This is a genomic window from Sorangium sp. So ce119, assembly GCF_051524405.1.
In the GTDB taxonomy this organism is placed as follows: Bacteria; Myxococcota_A; Polyangia; order Polyangiales; family Polyangiaceae; genus Sorangium; species Sorangium cellulosum_G.
Map to the genome: position 1 here is coordinate 6,874,000 of NZ_CP150310.1, position 14,442 is coordinate 6,888,441.

The 14,442-nt window shown below is 71.5% G+C and carries 9 protein-coding genes; 6 read left to right on the top strand and 3 right to left on the bottom strand.

From position 1 onward, the window contains the following. Positions 1–154 precede the first annotated feature (154 nt). Positions 155–2,011 carry an AMP-dependent synthetase/ligase gene (locus tag WME76_RS25860; protein WP_437954946.1) on the top strand — a complete coding sequence of 619 codons (1,857 nt, stop codon included), beginning with the start codon at positions 155–157 and terminating at the stop codon, positions 2,009–2,011. Positions 2,012–2,134: 123 nt separating this feature from the next. Continuing rightward, a complete protein-coding gene (gene pip / locus WME76_RS25865) occupies positions 2,135–3,097 on the top strand; it encodes a prolyl aminopeptidase (RefSeq protein ID WP_437954947.1) in 963 nt (320 codons plus the stop codon). 14 nt (positions 3,098–3,111) lie between these two features. Here the strand turns inward: pip and WME76_RS25870 are convergent, their stop codons facing one another. Further along, the gene (locus tag WME76_RS25870) at positions 3,112–3,273 is read right to left on the bottom strand and encodes a hypothetical protein (protein ID WP_437954948.1); all 162 of its coding nucleotides are present in this window, start codon (positions 3,271–3,273) and stop codon (positions 3,112–3,114) included. Between the two features lie 241 nt (positions 3,274–3,514). Between WME76_RS25870 and WME76_RS25875 the strand changes: the two genes are divergently transcribed. Further along, positions 3,515–4,015, top strand: a complete 501-nt coding sequence (locus WME76_RS25875; RefSeq protein ID WP_437954949.1) for a host attachment protein — start codon at positions 3,515–3,517, stop codon at positions 4,013–4,015. Here WME76_RS25875 and WME76_RS25880 read toward each other — a convergent pair. Next, the gene (locus WME76_RS25880) at positions 3,981–5,489 is read right to left on the bottom strand and encodes an OmpP1/FadL family transporter (protein ID WP_437954950.1); all 1,509 of its coding nucleotides are present in this window, start codon (positions 5,487–5,489) and stop codon (positions 3,981–3,983) included. The genes WME76_RS25875 and WME76_RS25880 overlap by 35 nt on opposite strands. Beyond that, the gene (locus tag WME76_RS25885) at positions 5,486–9,259 is read right to left on the bottom strand and encodes a hypothetical protein (RefSeq protein WP_437954951.1); all 3,774 of its coding nucleotides are present in this window, start codon (positions 9,257–9,259) and stop codon (positions 5,486–5,488) included. Before WME76_RS25885 ends, WME76_RS25880 begins: the two co-directional genes overlap by 4 nt. Positions 9,260–9,487: 228 nt before the next feature. Between WME76_RS25885 and glmU the strand changes: the two genes are divergently transcribed. The 3 genes from glmU to WME76_RS25900 all read left to right on the top strand — a co-directional run bounded on the left by glmU (position 9,488) and on the right by WME76_RS25900 (position 14,415). Beyond that, positions 9,488–10,849: a bifunctional UDP-N-acetylglucosamine diphosphorylase/glucosamine-1-phosphate N-acetyltransferase GlmU gene (glmU, locus tag WME76_RS25890; protein WP_437954952.1), complete on the top strand. Its 1,362-nt coding sequence runs from the start codon at positions 9,488–9,490 to the stop codon at positions 10,847–10,849. 305 nt (positions 10,850–11,154) lie between these two features. Further along, positions 11,155–14,070 carry a monovalent cation/H+ antiporter subunit A gene (locus WME76_RS25895; RefSeq protein ID WP_437954953.1) on the top strand — a complete coding sequence of 972 codons (2,916 nt, stop codon included), beginning with the start codon at positions 11,155–11,157 and terminating at the stop codon, positions 14,068–14,070. Next, positions 14,071–14,415, top strand: a complete 345-nt coding sequence (locus WME76_RS25900) for a Na+/H+ antiporter subunit C (protein ID WP_433927340.1) — start codon at positions 14,071–14,073, stop codon at positions 14,413–14,415. Positions 14,416–14,442 lie beyond the last annotated feature (27 nt).

Consider the following 14,442-nt stretch of genomic DNA (forward strand, 5'->3'; position numbering starts at 1 on the left):
CGCGGGAGGCGGCGCACCGGCGGGCCAGTTCGTCCAGCCTCCACGCGACGACACCCGCGCACCGCGCCGCGAGCCGAGACCCGCGCCGCGAGCCGATAAAAGCGCGCAGGTCCGTCGCGGTGCCATGGTAACAATCGATGTGGGAGGAGACGCGATGGCCAAGCTGGAGAACCTGGTACAACTGCTCGACCGCTCACTGAGCCTTTACGGTCCGCGGCCGCTGTTCGGCACGAAGGCGGACGGCCGCTGGAGCTGGATCACCTATGCGGAGTTCGGGCAGCTCGTCGCCAGGTTTCGCGGCGGCCTGGCGTCGCTCGGTGTCCAGCGCGGGGACCGCGTGGCCCTCATCTCGAACAACCGTGTCGAGTGGGCGGTCGCTGCCTACGCCTGTTTCAGCATGGGAGTCGCGGTCGTGCCGATGTACGAGGCGCAGCTCCCGGCCGAGTGGGCGTTCATCATCAACGATTGCGAGGCCGCCGTCGCGATCGTCGCCACGCCGCAGATCTACGACAAGTGCAGGGATCTCCCCGAGAAGGCGCCCTCGCTGAAGCACATCGTCTGCCTGTTCGAGCCGGAGGAGCCGGGCGGCGCGCCCGGCGCACAGACCACCTCGTACGGGGCGCTGCTCGCCGCGGGCGAGAAGGGCCCGGCCCCGGCCATCGAGCCGACCGCCGCGGACACGGCGTGCCTCATCTACACCTCGGGCACGACCGGCAACCCCAAGGGGGTGATCCTCTCGCACGGCAACATCGCGTCGAACGTCTGCGCGGTGCTCGATCTCATCCCGTTCGGCAGCGCCGACCGGAGCCTGTCGTTCCTCCCCTGGACGCACTCGTTCGGCCACACAGGCGAGCTCCACGTGATGGTCACCGTGGGCGCGTCGATGGCGCTGAGCGAGTCGGTCGACAAGATCGTCGCGAACCTCGCCGAGGTGCACCCCACCGTGCTGATGAGCGTCCCGCGCATCTTCTGCCGCATCTACGAGGGCGTGCAGAAGCAGATGACGGAGAAGCCCGCGCTCGTCCAGGGCCTGTTCCGCGCCGGGCTGCGCGCCGCGGCGAAGCAGAACAGGGGCGAGGCGCTCGGCCTCGTCGAGCGGCTCACGCTCGCGGTGGCGGACCGGGTCATCTTCTCGAAGATCCGCGACAAGTTCGGCGGCAAGCTGAAATATGCGATCAGCGGCGGGGCGGCGCTCTCCTACGAGGTGGCCGAGTTCGTCGACGCGCTCGGCATCACCGTCTACGAGGGATACGGCCTCACCGAGACGTCGCCTGTCGTCGCGGTGAACTACCCGGGGGCCCGCCGCCTCGGCACCGTGGGCAAGCCGATCCCGGGCGTGAGGGTCGAGATCGACAGGTCGGAGACGCACGGTTCGACGGATGGTTCGACGCATGGTTCGCGGCAGGGCGAGATCGTTGTGTATGGCCCGAACGTGATGGTGGGCTATCACAAGCGCGACGAGGAGAACAAAGCCGTCATGACGGAGGACGGCGGCTTCCGCACCGGCGATCTCGGCTACCTCGACGAGGAGGGCTATCTCCACGTCACGGGCCGCATCAAGGAGCAGTACAAGCTGGAGAACGGCAAGTACGTCGCGCCGTCCCCGATCGAGGACAAGCTCAAGCTGTCTCCGCTGATCAACAACGCGATGGTGTACGGCGACAACCGCCTCTTCAACGTGGCGCTCATCGTGCCCGAGCTGACGGCGCTCGCCGAGTGGGCGCGGGGCGAGGGGCTCACGTTCGACTCGCCCGGCGCGATGCTGAAGCACCCGCGGGTGATCGCGCGCGTCCAGGCGGAGGTCGACAGGTGCTCGTCGGACGCGAAGGGGTTCGAGAAGGTCAAGAAGATCGCCCTCACCGACGAGGACTTCACCGCGGAGAACGGGATGCTCACGCCGACCCTGAAGCTGAAGCGGCGCGTGGTGCTCCAGAAGTACGCTCCCGTGCTCGACGCGCTCTACAGCGGCGCGACCAGGGCCGAGCCGCGCGAGGCCGCGCCGCCCGGCTGAGCGCCCCGCCGGGCCGGCTCCGCGCCCCGCCGCCCCGCCCTTCCCCCCGCGGCGCACATTGGCGTACGCTGGGCGCCCCTGGCGCCCTCCGGGCGCCGGTCGACGGACGGGAGCGGGGGCGGCATGACCATGACAGGCACGCAGAGGCGGACGCTGTATCCCGAGATCGAGCCGTACCGCGCCGGCAGGCTCCGCGTCTCCGATGTTCACGAGATCTATTTCGAGGAGTCGGGCAACCCGCGCGGCAAGCCGGTGATCTTCGTGCACGGCGGCCCCGGGGGCGGCACGGAGCCCAAGCAGCGGCGCTTCTTCGACCCGGCCGCCTACCGGATCGTGCTCTTCGATCAGCGGGGCTGCGGCAAGAGCACGCCGTACGCGTGCCTGGAGGAGAACACCACCTGGCACCTCGTCGCGGACATGGAGGCGCTCCGCGAGCACCTCGGCATCGAGCGGTGGCAGGTGTTCGGCGGCTCGTGGGGGAGCACGCTGTCGCTGGCCTACGCCGAGCGGCACCCGGCGCGGGTGACCGAGCTCGTGCTGCGCGGGATCTTCCTCCTGCGGAAGCAGGAGCTCGAGTGGTTCTACCAGCGGGGCGCGAGCGCCATCTTCCCGGACGCGTGGGAGGAGTACCTCACGTTCATCCCCGAGGCCGAGCGGGGCGACCTGCTCACGGCGTATCACCGGCGGCTCACGAGCCCCGACCCCGAGGTGCAGCACCGGGCGGCGCGCGCGTGGAGCGTCTGGGAGGGGCGGACGAGCTGCCTGTTCACGAACCCCGAGCTCGTCGCGAAGACGGCGGGCAACGACTTCGCGCTCGCGTTCGCCCGGATCGAGTGCCACTACTTCATGAACAAGGGGTTCTTCACCACGGAGACGCAGCTCCTCGACGACGTGCACCGGATCCGCCATATCCCCACCGTCGTCGTGCAGGGCCGCTATGATGTGGTCTGTCCGGCGGAGAGCGCGTGGGCGCTCCACCGCGCGTTCCCCGAGGCCGATCTGCGCATCGTCGCGGACGCGGGGCACTCGGCGATGGAGCCGGGCATCCTGCACGAGCTGGTCGAGGCGACCGACCGGTTCCGGTAAGGCGCCCGCGCGCCTCACCGGAACGCCGGCGCGGCGGCGCGCAGGCGGAAGGCGCCGCGCGCCGCGCCGCGCCGCGCCGCGCCGCGCCGCGGCAGGGCTCGCGCCGCGGCCGGGGCGGCGCCGCGCGCGGCAGCGCCGGAGCGCACGATCGCGGGCGCCGCGGGTCGCCGGTTCATGGTCGAGGCCGTCGGTAGACTGTCAGTACACCGAACACTGTATTTCGCGCTCAACAACTCCCTGAGAGATGCACGACTCTCTCGTTCTCATCGCATTTGGAGCACCAAGGACGTTGATGAGCCTGCCTCCCCGCGTGCAATCCGGTCGAATCTCATGGGTCTGGGCTCTCTGGCCGCTTGCGCTGGGGGGGGTCGGTCTTTAACGTAGACAAAGGGAAGGGTTGATTCCCTGTGGAGGCTTATGGCAAACAAGGCAGCACGGAAGACGTGGATCCTGGTCTCCGACGCAAGCCGCGCCCAGCTCTATCGTGAAGAGCCTGCGGGCAAGGGCTTTACCCTGCTCGAGTCCTACAGTCATGAGGAGAGCCGGGCGCGCGTGCGGGATCTGATGGCCGACGCGCACGGCCGGAAGCCGAACGGCACCCCGGGCGGGAACGGCAACATCAGCGGCGGCGGGGGTGGCACGTATCTGGGCCGTCCGGGCGCCGCGCCCGACACAGATCCCAAGGAGGTCGAGAAGCAGAAGTTCGCCCAGGAGCTCGCGGAGGTGCTGGAGAAGGGCCTGAACGAGCACGCCTACGAGTCGCTGGTGCTCATCGCTCCACCGCACTTCCTCGGCCTGCTCCGCGGGACGGTGAGCAAGCAGGTCACCAACCACATCGAGTCGAGCGTGGACAAGGACCTGAGCTGGCTGGACGGCCCCCGGCTCACCGAGCGGCTGCGCGAGCTGCGCGCGGAGTAGCGCTGCCCTCCGGCGCCGCCTCGAAGGTGTAGGCGACGCCGAGCCCCACGACGTTCGCGCGGGCGCTGTAGGCGCCGCCGTTGATGGTGTTCGGGTTCTCCGGCGGGTTGGCCCGCACCGGGCTCACCTGCGGCACCCGCGCGTCCGCCGGATCCACCTTCACGCCCGCGGCGAACACGTGCGCGTAGCTCGCGTCGAGCCGCCACCGGCCGAGGTGCACGCCGAGGCCGGCCGCGGCGGTCACCTTCGTCGCGTCGATCGTGAGGACCGTGAGGTACTCGGGCGGGACGGCGGTCTGCTCGAAGCTCGCGCCGGCGCGCAGATCCCACCGCCTGCCCGCGAGCTCGACCGAGTACTCGCCGCCGAGCCGCGCGGAGAACGAGGCCTCGAAGCGCCGGGGGAACTCGACCGCAGGTACGCGAAACTCCTCAGGAAAACCGACGACGCCGCGGAGCACCAGGCCGTCGGGCTCGACGAGGATGTCGTCGTGCATGCCCCAGCCCTCGACGCCCAGCCCGAGCTCCACGCGCAGGTCGTCCTCGACCCGCGCCTCCACGCCGGCGCGGAGGATCCAGGGCAGATCGAACGAGACGTCGGCGTCCTCGCCCTCCTGGACGGCGCGCTCGAAGAACGGCGCCGCGGGGAGCCGCGCCCGGACGGTGGCCGGCGCGCGCACCCAGACGGGGAGCTGGAAGGCCAGGCCGACGCGCCACGCCCGGCTCGGGACGAAGAGCGCCCCGAGCTGGCCCGTCGGCGCCACGATCGGCCCGACCGAGAGCTCCGCGTGGATGTCCCACTCCGGGTCCTCGGGCGCGCAGAACATCCGCTCGGGGACGCACCCGGAGACGACCATCCGGCTGTTGAACGTGCCCACCAGCGCGCCGATCGAGGCGCCGAGGCGCCACTTCGGCGACGGCGCGTACGCCGCGCCGACCCCGAGCAAGGCGAGCAGCGAGCCATCCATCGTGAACAGCGCATAACGCTGCGGCGCCGGCATGCCGTTCACCTGCTCCGGGTAGCTGGCGATGGCCGCGTACGGCGCCCACACCCCGCCCCAGACGACCCACCGCGGGTCGACCTTGAACGACGCCGCGAGCGTGGGGATCGGCAGCACCGGCGCGGTGCCGGTCACGGGGGCCATCGTCTGCACGAAGCTCGCGCCCGTCGGCTCGCCGGTGTTCGGATCGACCTGCCGCACGATCGCCTGGCGCGTGTACTGGCTGCGCCACTCGAAGAGCCCGGCGTCGATCAGGACCTGGGTGCCGGCCTCGTAGACGCCCGCGGGGTTGTAGGCGATCGCCCCGAGGTCGTCGCCCCCGGCGATGTACGCCCCGCCGCGGGACGACGGGCGCACGCCGCGATCGGTGAAATACAGCCCGGCCGCGCCCGCGTCCCCCGCGGGCACGGCGAGCGCCCCGGCGGCTGCCGCCGCGAGGATCGCCGCGCGGATCATGAGCTTCTGCACGCGGATCACTCGTGAGGTCGATTCTTGATGATGGCGTAGATCTGCTCGAGCCCGCGGGTCTCATCGAGCAGGAAATCCCGCGTCGAGAGGAACACCTGCCGGTAGTCCTCCGCCGAGAGCGGCGCGGCGCTCTCCGCGTCGACGCGGTTCACGTCGGCGATCGCGTCCAGGAACACCTGGACAGGCGCGCGGCCGTCCGCCATCGGCGCCACCAGCGCCGGGAGCACGTGATCCATCGCGTGGTACCTGTCGTACCGATCGTCGTTGAGCGCCTTGAGCGCCTCGAGCCCGGCGTCGGCCGCGCCCGGCCCCTCGGCGTCCCCCGCGGGGCTCAGCGCCACGGCCGCCGTCCTGAGGAGCGGCGCGAGCACGTCGTCGTTGGCGAGGATCTGCGCCCCGTCCACCGCCGTCGCGAGCAGCGCCGGGAACGCGTCCCCGTCCGCGTCGAGCATCGCGGCGAGGAACCGCTCGACCTCCCGCCGCGCCGGCTCGTGGGCGCGGATCGACTCCATGACATCGGCGAGGCCCGCGAAGAGCGGGTGGCTCACCAGGTCGACCACCTTGGCGCCGAGCTCCTTCTGCGCCCAGGCGCACCGCCCGGTGGTCTCGCGGTCCGGGCACCGCGCGTTGAGCTGCTCGCGGAGCGCGCGCAGGACCACGGCGCCCATCCGCGGGAGCGCGCGGTTCTTGAACCGCGCCTCCGGCCCCGACCCCTCGACCGCGAGCAGCGCGTCGATGAGCTCGTCCGTGGCGCGCTTCCACTGCCCCTCTCGCTCCGCGGCGTCGGGCGCGCTGCTCTCCTCGAAGCGGGCGTCGATGCGGTTCAGGGCGTCGGCGAGGAGGGTGAACCCGGTGAGCTGCTCCTGGGTCCGGCCGTCGGCCCACGTGGCCGTCTTCTTCCCCCACCTGTCGACCATGCCCACGCTGGCCGCGTGGTCGGCGCTGAAGAGGATCCGCGCGAGCTCCTCGATCGCCTGCGCCTTCGTCCAGGCCTGGCCGGCCCTCGGGCCGCGCTGCACCGTCACCGGGGCCGACGGGTCGGTCGCCATCTTCGCGAACGCGACCGACGACGCGAGGACGTCATCGGCCTGGAGCACGTCGGAGAGGAGCGGCTCGTACGAGTTGGCCCCTGCCTCCGAGCAGTACGCGGTGTTGGTCGCCGGCGAGCCCGCCTTGATGCACTCGGGCCCGTGCTCCTTGCCCGGCCAGTGGCGGTACGCCGTGCTGAAGAGATCGATGAGGATCGCCTCGCCTGTCGTGTCCGGGCCGACCTCGGCGAACGCCTGCACGATGGGGCTCAGGTACGCGCCGAGCCCGAGCCGCTCGATCAGGAAGGTCGTCCCCGGGTGGCGCACCCGGATCAGGTTCTCCGGGGTGCTGCACTCGTTCACGCCGAGCGCGTTCCTCGGGCAGTGGATCGTCCCGGCCGGCTCGAGCGACCCGGAGATGAACTGGTTTGTCGTCTCGTTCGCCAGGTCCCGCAGCGGATCGAGGTCGCGAAGGCCCGGGTACCGCTCCGAGTCGGCGCCGAAGTAGATGAGCCGGCTGAGCGCGGCCGACGTCGGGTGGCCGGTGAGCCCGGTGATGCCGCTGGCCGACTCGAGGATGGAGTCGGTCACGAGGAGCGCGAGGGCCGAGGGCTTCACCTCGAGCTCGGCCCGCTTCGGGTGCCCCTCCGGGAGCAGCGAGTCGAGGTAGAAGGCCGCCAGGTCGTCGATCTGGAACAGCTCGCACTCGGTGAACTCGACGAAGGGCACCGTGAGGCCGAAGACGGTCACGACCGCGCCTTCCTTGTTGCACTGCCGGACGCCGGCGGTGTCGTGCATGAGGTGCATCAGCCGCTCCATGTTCGAGCGGTTGTCGCCGGCCCTGGGCTTCGTCGGGTCGACCGGGGTCCGCGGGTCGGCCGTCGACGGCGCCCCGACGGAGAGGTTGATGGCCGGGCCGTTCAGGTCGCTCGGGTTGTACGCGTACTGGTCGCGGGTCGTGAGCATCGCCGCGACCGCATCGCCGGCGTGCCGCGCGCCGCCGTGCTGGGCGAGGAGCGCGTCGCTCGCGAGCGCCTCGAGCAGGCGCGCCACGAGCCCCGGCTGCTCGACGGCCCTGCCGAGCACCGCCGCCAGCTCGTCCCCGAGCGGCGCCCCGTCGGCGAGCTCCGCGACCGGCTCCTTGCCCTCGGCCGCGAGCCGGTCGTGCTCGCGGGCGAGATCGCGGATGCGCAGCGCCGCGCCGGTCATGCGGGCGAGCTCCGCCTCGTGGTTCTCGAGCAGATCGATCAGCGTGACGAGGAGGGCGTCCGAGTCCCGGTCCGCGAGCACCTGGCCGACCGCGTGCGCCAGGTCGGCGAGCGGCGAGTCCTCCCCGCGGAAGCGGCGGTACCGGAGGCAGCCGTCGCAACTCGCGTCCGGCGGCAGGACCTTCCCGCGCGCGGGATCGTACTGGGCCTCCTCGCGGTCGCCGAAGAGCAGGTACGAGCCGGCGAGGGCGTACATGAGCCCCTCGTGCTCGGTCTTCCACGGCGCGGGGTCCCCGTCGCCCGCGTAGCGGGTCGCGTCGAGGAGCGGCGCGATCGAGCGCAGCGCCGCGGCGGCGAGCGTGCGGGACGTGTCGATGTACGCGTAACGCTCCGGCGACGGCCGCCCGAACCGGTCCGGCTCCTGCGACGGGGCGACGCCGGGGACCGCGAACGGCGGGTCGAGCGGGAGCGGCGTCCCGGCCGCGTCGACGAAGCGGCCGAACGCGTCGACGTCGGCGAGGCCGTCGCCGTCCCCGTCAGCGAACGGCGCGGGGACGCCCTCCCCCGCGGGCAGCGCGAAGCCGCGCCGGTCGCGGCGCGCGACGTAGCGCGGCGGCGCCGCGTCGCGCTCGGCGAACCGCGGGTGCTCCGCCAGCGCGACAGCGCCCGCGAGCTCGGCCAGGGTGCGCGGCCGGCTCGGCTGCGCGGTGGCCTCGTCGATCGCGAGGGGCTCCTCGCGGGAGGTCGTCGGCTCCAACGCGAGCAGCTCGCCCTTGCCGGCGGCGAGGAGCGCCTGGAGGGCCGCCTCCCCCGCCCCGCCGGGGCCGAGGACGTCGAGCGACGCCCGCGTCATCGCGCGGAGCTCCGGGTACTCGAGCGCCGCCCGCGCCGCGCCGAGCGCCACGCCGGCCGGCCGGTAGCCCTTCCGCTCCCCGATCTGCGCGAGCTTGCCCGAGGCCTCCTCGCTGCCGGCGAACGCCGCGGCGAGCCGCCCGATCCCCCGCGTCGACTCGGGCAGCACCGGGGGCGCCCCCGCCTCGAACGGGTTCGTCTCGTAGAGCGGCGCGATCGTCTGCGACAGGCTCAGGAAGGCGTCGTGCAGCCGGATCTTCCCGCCCCCCTCCCCGGCCGCGACGTTGTCGATCTCGACGTCGGGCACCGCGGCGTTGACGGCGCGCACGAGGTCGCCGCGCCACCGCGCCATCGTCTCGACCTTGGCCACGCCGAGCCGGCGCGCCCGCTCCGCCTCCTCGCCGGAGACGGGCGGCAGCAGCGACACGTCGACGCTGTCGTCGTAACGGCCCTCGCCGTCGTAGTGGCAGACGCGCTGGTACGAGGCGCCGGTGTGGTCCTCGTTCAGGCTCGACGCGCCCACGCGGTCGCAGAGCACGCCGAAGACGTCGTCGCCCAGCGTCGCCTTGGGGGGCGCTACCCGCCGGGTGTCGAGCGGCTCGTGACACGAGGCCGCCACCGCCCCGGCCGCGGCGAGCGCGACCAGCCGAAACACATCCGCGGCCGAGGAACGCAGCGTGCGCCTGCGCATGACGACAACCTCCCCAAGACACCTCCAGGGTAGACGATTCCGCTCCAGGTGGTAGGCCCTTCGTGCTCGTGCGGGTGGGCGGGACCGTGACGCGGCGCGCATTCTCCACGCTCACTGCACGGCGGCGGGGACGGCGACGGGCCTGACGGTGGTAGGCTGCGGGCGATGGCGACCGCCCAACAAGCCCCGTTCACCGCTGTCGTACTCGCCGCCGGACAAGGCACGCGCATGAAGAGCGCCCGACCGAAGGTGCTCCACGAGCTCTGCGGCCGGCCGATGCTCCACTACGTCGTCGACGCGGCCATCGCCGCCGGCGCCTCGGACGTCGTGGTCGTCGTCGGCCACGGCCGTGACGAGGTCTCCGCCACCCTCGACAGGGCGTTCGGCGCCCGGGGGAAGGCCGTCCGCACGGCGCTCCAGCCCGAGCAGCGCGGCACCGGCGACGCGGTGCGCTGCGCCATGCCGCAGATCGAGGCGAGCACCGAGGCGGTGCTGATCCTGTGCGGCGACACGCCGCTGCTCGATCCGTGGCAGCTCACGCAGCTCCGCGAGGCGCTCGACGGCGCCCCCGACGCGCCGATCGCGATGCTCACCGCGCGGGTCGCCGATCCCACGGGCTACGGCAGGATCCTGCGCGACGGCGCCGGCCGCGTGATCGGCATCCGCGAGCACAAGGACGCGAGCCCCGAGGAGCGCGCGATCACCGAGGTGAACCCCGGCGTCTACCTCGCCCGCAGCGCCTTCCTCGGGCGCGCGCTCGCCGGGCTGACGACCGACAACGCGCAGGGCGAGCTCTACCTGACCGACATCGTCGCGCAGGCGGCGAAGGCCGGCGGCACCGCGGCGGTCGTGGCCAGGGACGTCGGCTCGCTCGTGGGCATCAACGATCGCGCGCAGCTCGCCGCGGCCGAGGAGGTGCTCTACGGCCGCATCGCCGACGCGCTGCGCCGGAGCGGCGTCACGGTCAGGACGAGCGCCCGCGTCGACGCGGGCGTGGTCGTCGAGCCGGACGCGGTCATCGAGCACGCCGTGGTGCTGCGGGGCCAGACGCGCGTCGGCGCGGGCGCGCGCATCGACGTGGGCTCGGTGCTCACGGACGTTGTCGTCGAGGCCGGCGCCTCCGTGAAGCCGTACACGGTCGCCTCGCAGTCGTCGATCGGCGCCGGCGCGCAGATCGGGCCGTTCTCGCACCTCCGTCCGGACAGCCAGATCGAGGCCGACGCGCACATCGGCAACTTCGTCGAGACGAAGAAGACGGTGGTCCGCAAGGGCGCGAAGGCGAACCACCTCGCCTACCTCGGCGACGGCGACATCGGCGAGGGCGCGAACGTCGGCGCCGGGACGATCTTCTGCAACTACGACGGCTTCCGGAAGCACCGGACCGAGATCGGCCCCGGCGCCTTCATCGGCAGCGACTCGCAGATCGTCGCCCCGGTGAAGATCGGCGCGGGCGCCTACGTGGCGACGGGCACGACCGTGACCCGCGACGTGCCGGAGGAGGCGCTCGCGATCGGCCGGGTGAAGCAGGAGAACAAGGAAGGTTACGCCGCGCGGCTCAAGGCGCGGCTGAAGGACGCGGCGAAGAAGTAGCGGGCGTGGGTGCGCGACCTCCGGACCCGGCGAGGTCGCGCGGCATGTCGAGAACCACGGAATATCCTGTTCGAGCTCACGGTGTCTTCCGCTTGAGAGCGCTTGTCGGCGACTGGGTCTCCTCTCGTCACGAGACCTCTTCGCAGCGGCTCGGTCGCGACATGCGCGCCTGATGTTGAACGAACCGCTCCGCGGAGCGGTTCGTTCGACGAGCACCCTGGTGCCGCCATTCGGTGTCGCGAACGCTGCGACCCCTCCCACCTTTTGGCTGAACCCGGTGCGGTCAGCAAGTACACTCGCGCGCCATGCCGCTGGTCGCGCTGCTCCTCTTGCCATTCCTCGGAAGCGTGCTCACCGCGCTCCTGCCGACGCGGGCGCGGTCCGAGCTGGCGGCTTGCGCAGGGCTCGTGTCGGCCGGCGCGGCGGCCTGGGTCATCAGCCTGTTCCCGCGGGTCCGCGACGGGGGCGTGATTCGCGAGACGATCTCGTGGGTGCCTTCGCTCGGTCTCGATCTGGTCCTCCGGATCGACGGGTTCGCGTGGATGTTCGCCGTCCTCATCACCGTCATCGGCGCCCTCGTCTGTCTGTACGCCCGCTACTACATGTCCCCCGAGGATCCGGTGGCGCGCCTGTACGCGTTCTTCCTCGCGTTCATGGGCGCGATGCTGGGCGTCGTGATCTCGGGCAACCTCGTTCAGCTCGTCGTCTTCTGGGAGCTCACGAGCCTCGTTTCGTTCCTGCTCATCGGCTACTGGCATCACCGGGTGGACGCGCAGCGGGGCGCGCGCATGGCGCTCACCGTGACCGGCGCGGGCGGGCTCGCGCTCCTCGGAGGCGTGATCATCCTCGGCCACATCGTCGGCAGCTACGAGCTCGATGTGGCCCTCGCCTCGGGCGACCGCGTGCGGTCACACCCGCTTTACCCGGTCGCGCTCGTCCTCATCTTGCTTGGTGCGCTCACCAAGAGCGCTCAGTTTCCATTTCACTTCTGGTTGCCGCGGGCGATGGCCGCGCCGACGCCGGTGTCCGCCTACCTGCACTCGGCGACCATGGTGAAGGCGGGCGTGTTCCTGCTCGCGCGGCTCTGGCCGGTGCTCTCGGGGACCGAGCTGTGGTTCTGGATCGTCAGCGGCGCGGGCATGACGACGCTCCTGCTCGGCGCGTACATCGCGATGTTCCAGAACGATCTGAAGCGCGTGCTCGCCTACTCGACCATCAGCCACCTCGGCCTCATCACGCTCCTCTTCGGGCTCAACAGCTCGCTCGCCGCCGTCGCCGGCGTCTTCCACATCATGAACCACGCGACGTTCAAGGCCTCGCTGTTCATGGCCGCTGGCGTCGTCGACCACGAGACCGGGACGCGCGACATCCGTCGCTTGAATGGCCTGATTCGCTCCATGCCTCACACCGGCGCGCTGGCGCTCGTGGCGAGCGGCGCGATGGCCGGCGTGCCGCTGCTCAACGGCTTCCTCTCGAAAGAGATGTTCTTCGCCGAGACGGTGTTCTTGTCCGCGCACCGCTCGGTGGAAGTGGGGCTCCCGGTGCTGGCGACGATCGCGGCGGTCTTCGCGGTCGTGTACTCCCTGCGCTTCGGCTACGACATCTTCTTCGGCCCGCCGTCGACCGATCTTCCTCGCCAGCCGGAAGAAGCCCCGCGGTGGATGCGGACGCCGATCGAGCTCCTGGTGCTCAGTTGCCTCATCGTCGGCGTCGCGCCGGCGATCTCCATCGGGCCGTCGCTCGCGGCCGCAGCCCGCCCGGTGGTCGGTGGGGCGCTCCCCGAGTACAGCCTCGCCATATGGCACGGCTTCAACCCGCCTTTCGTCATGAGCCTCGTCGCCATCTCGGCCGGCGTCGTCGGGTACCTCTGGCTGCGCAAGCACCAGGAGCAGGGGCGACTCCAGGATACGCCCTTCGTCGGACGGCTCAACGCAAGGCGGCTGTTCGAGGGCGCGCTGATCGGGCTCACGCGCCTCTCGCGAAGGGCGCTCCGGCTCGTCGGAACTCGACGGCTTCAGACGCAGATGTTCGTGATCATCGCGGTCGCGCTCCTCCTCGCGCTCCTCGCGGCGCGCGGCGTCCCGCTGGAGTGGGGCGACCGGGACCGGCTCCCCGCGTCGCCTGCGTTCGTGCTCTTGTGGGTCATCGGCGCGGTCTGCGCGGTCGGCGCCGCCGTGATGGCGAAGTTCCACAGGCTGATCGCGATCACGTTGATGGGCGGCGCGGGCCTCGTCACCTGCCTGACGTTCATGTGGTTCTCGGCGCCCGACCTCGCCCTCACGCAGATCGTCGTGGAGATCATCACCACCATCCTGCTCCTGCTCGGGCTGCGCTGGTTGCCGATGCGCATCGAAGGGATCTCGAGGCCTGTCAGGGCCCGCGACAGGGTGCGGCGCGCGCGCGATCTGCTGCTCGCGATCGGCGGCGGCAGCGGCCTCGCCGCGCTCTCCTATGCCCTGCTGACCCGGCCGGCGCCGCACAGCATCTCACCGTTCTTCCTCGCCCGCGCGCTGCCGGAAGGAGGAGGCGCCAACGTCGTCAACGTCATGCTCGTCGACTTTCGTGCCTTCGACACGCTCGGCGAGATCACGGTCCTCGGCGCGGTCGCGCTCACGGTCTACGCCCTCCTGCGCCGCTTTCGGCCGCCCCCGGAGAGCATCGAGCAGCCCCAGCAGCAGAGAGCTTTTCCGGCCGATGTCGTCACCGATCTCGTGAAGCCGCGCAAGGCCGAGGACGCCGCGCGCGGATACATGATGGTGCCGGCGATCATCGCGCGCCTGCTCCTGCCGGTCTCCGTCCTCGTCGCAGCGCACTTCCTCCTTCGTGGGCACAACGAGCCAGGCGGCGGCTTCGTGGCCGGCCTCATCGTCGCGATCGCGATGCTCATGCAGTACATGGTCTCGGGGGCGCTCTGGCTGGAGGCGCGCGCGCGCCTCCGTCCGGCGCGCTGGATCGCCGTTGGGCTGCTGCTCGGGGCGACGACGGGCCTCGGCGCGCTCGCCGTCGGCTATCCCTTCCTCACGACGCACACCGCGCATGTCAGGCTGCCGCTGGTCGGCGAAGTCCACCTGCCGAGCGCCACCTTCTTCGACCTCGGCGTGTTCGCGGTCGTCGTGGGGGCGACGCTCCTCACCCTCACGGCGCTCGCTCACCAGTCGCTGCGTGCGCACCGGCGACCGACACAGAGCCCAGCGTCGTCGGCGAGCAAGGGCGCGAGCTAGATGGAAGCCCTGCTCGCGCTCGTCATCGGTGTGCTCGGCGGATCCGGGATCTGGCTCGTGCTGCGCCCGCGAACCTTCCAGGTGATCATGGGGCTCACGTTGCTCTCTTACGCGGTGAACCTCTTCATCTTCAGCATGGGGAGCATCTTCATCGACAAGCCGCCGCTCGTGCGACCTGGCGTGCCCGCCGATCTCCAGCACTACACCGATCCGATGCCGCAGTCTCTCGTGCTCACGGCCATCGTGATCGGGTTCGCGACAACGGCGCTCTTCCTCGTCGTGCTCCTCGCCTCGCGCGGCTTCAGCGGCACCGACCACGTGGATGGAACGCGGGAGGAGCCGTGACCGAGCGCTTCCCGCACCTCATCGTCG

Bases quoted from the DNA above. Each gene is read 5' to 3' on its own strand.
- WME76_RS25860 (WP_437954946.1), top strand. From the start codon at position 155: ATGGCCAAGCTGGAGAACCTGGTACAACTGCTCGACCGCTCACTGAGC.
- pip (WP_437954947.1), top strand. From the start codon at position 2,135: ATGACCATGACAGGCACGCAGAGGCGGACGCTGTATCCCGAGATCGAG.
- WME76_RS25870 (WP_437954948.1), bottom strand. From the start codon at position 3,273: ATGAACCGGCGACCCGCGGCGCCCGCGATCGTGCGCTCCGGCGCTGCC.
- WME76_RS25875 (WP_437954949.1), top strand. From the start codon at position 3,515: ATGGCAAACAAGGCAGCACGGAAGACGTGGATCCTGGTCTCCGACGCA.
- WME76_RS25885 (WP_437954951.1), bottom strand. From the start codon at position 9,259: ATGCGCAGGCGCACGCTGCGTTCCTCGGCCGCGGATGTGTTTCGGCTG.
- glmU (WP_437954952.1), top strand. From the start codon at position 9,488: ATGAAGAGCGCCCGACCGAAGGTGCTCCACGAGCTCTGCGGCCGGCCG.
- WME76_RS25895 (WP_437954953.1), top strand. From the start codon at position 11,155: ATGCCGCTGGTCGCGCTGCTCCTCTTGCCATTCCTCGGAAGCGTGCTC.
- WME76_RS25900 (WP_433927340.1), top strand. From the start codon at position 14,071: ATGGAAGCCCTGCTCGCGCTCGTCATCGGTGTGCTCGGCGGATCCGGG.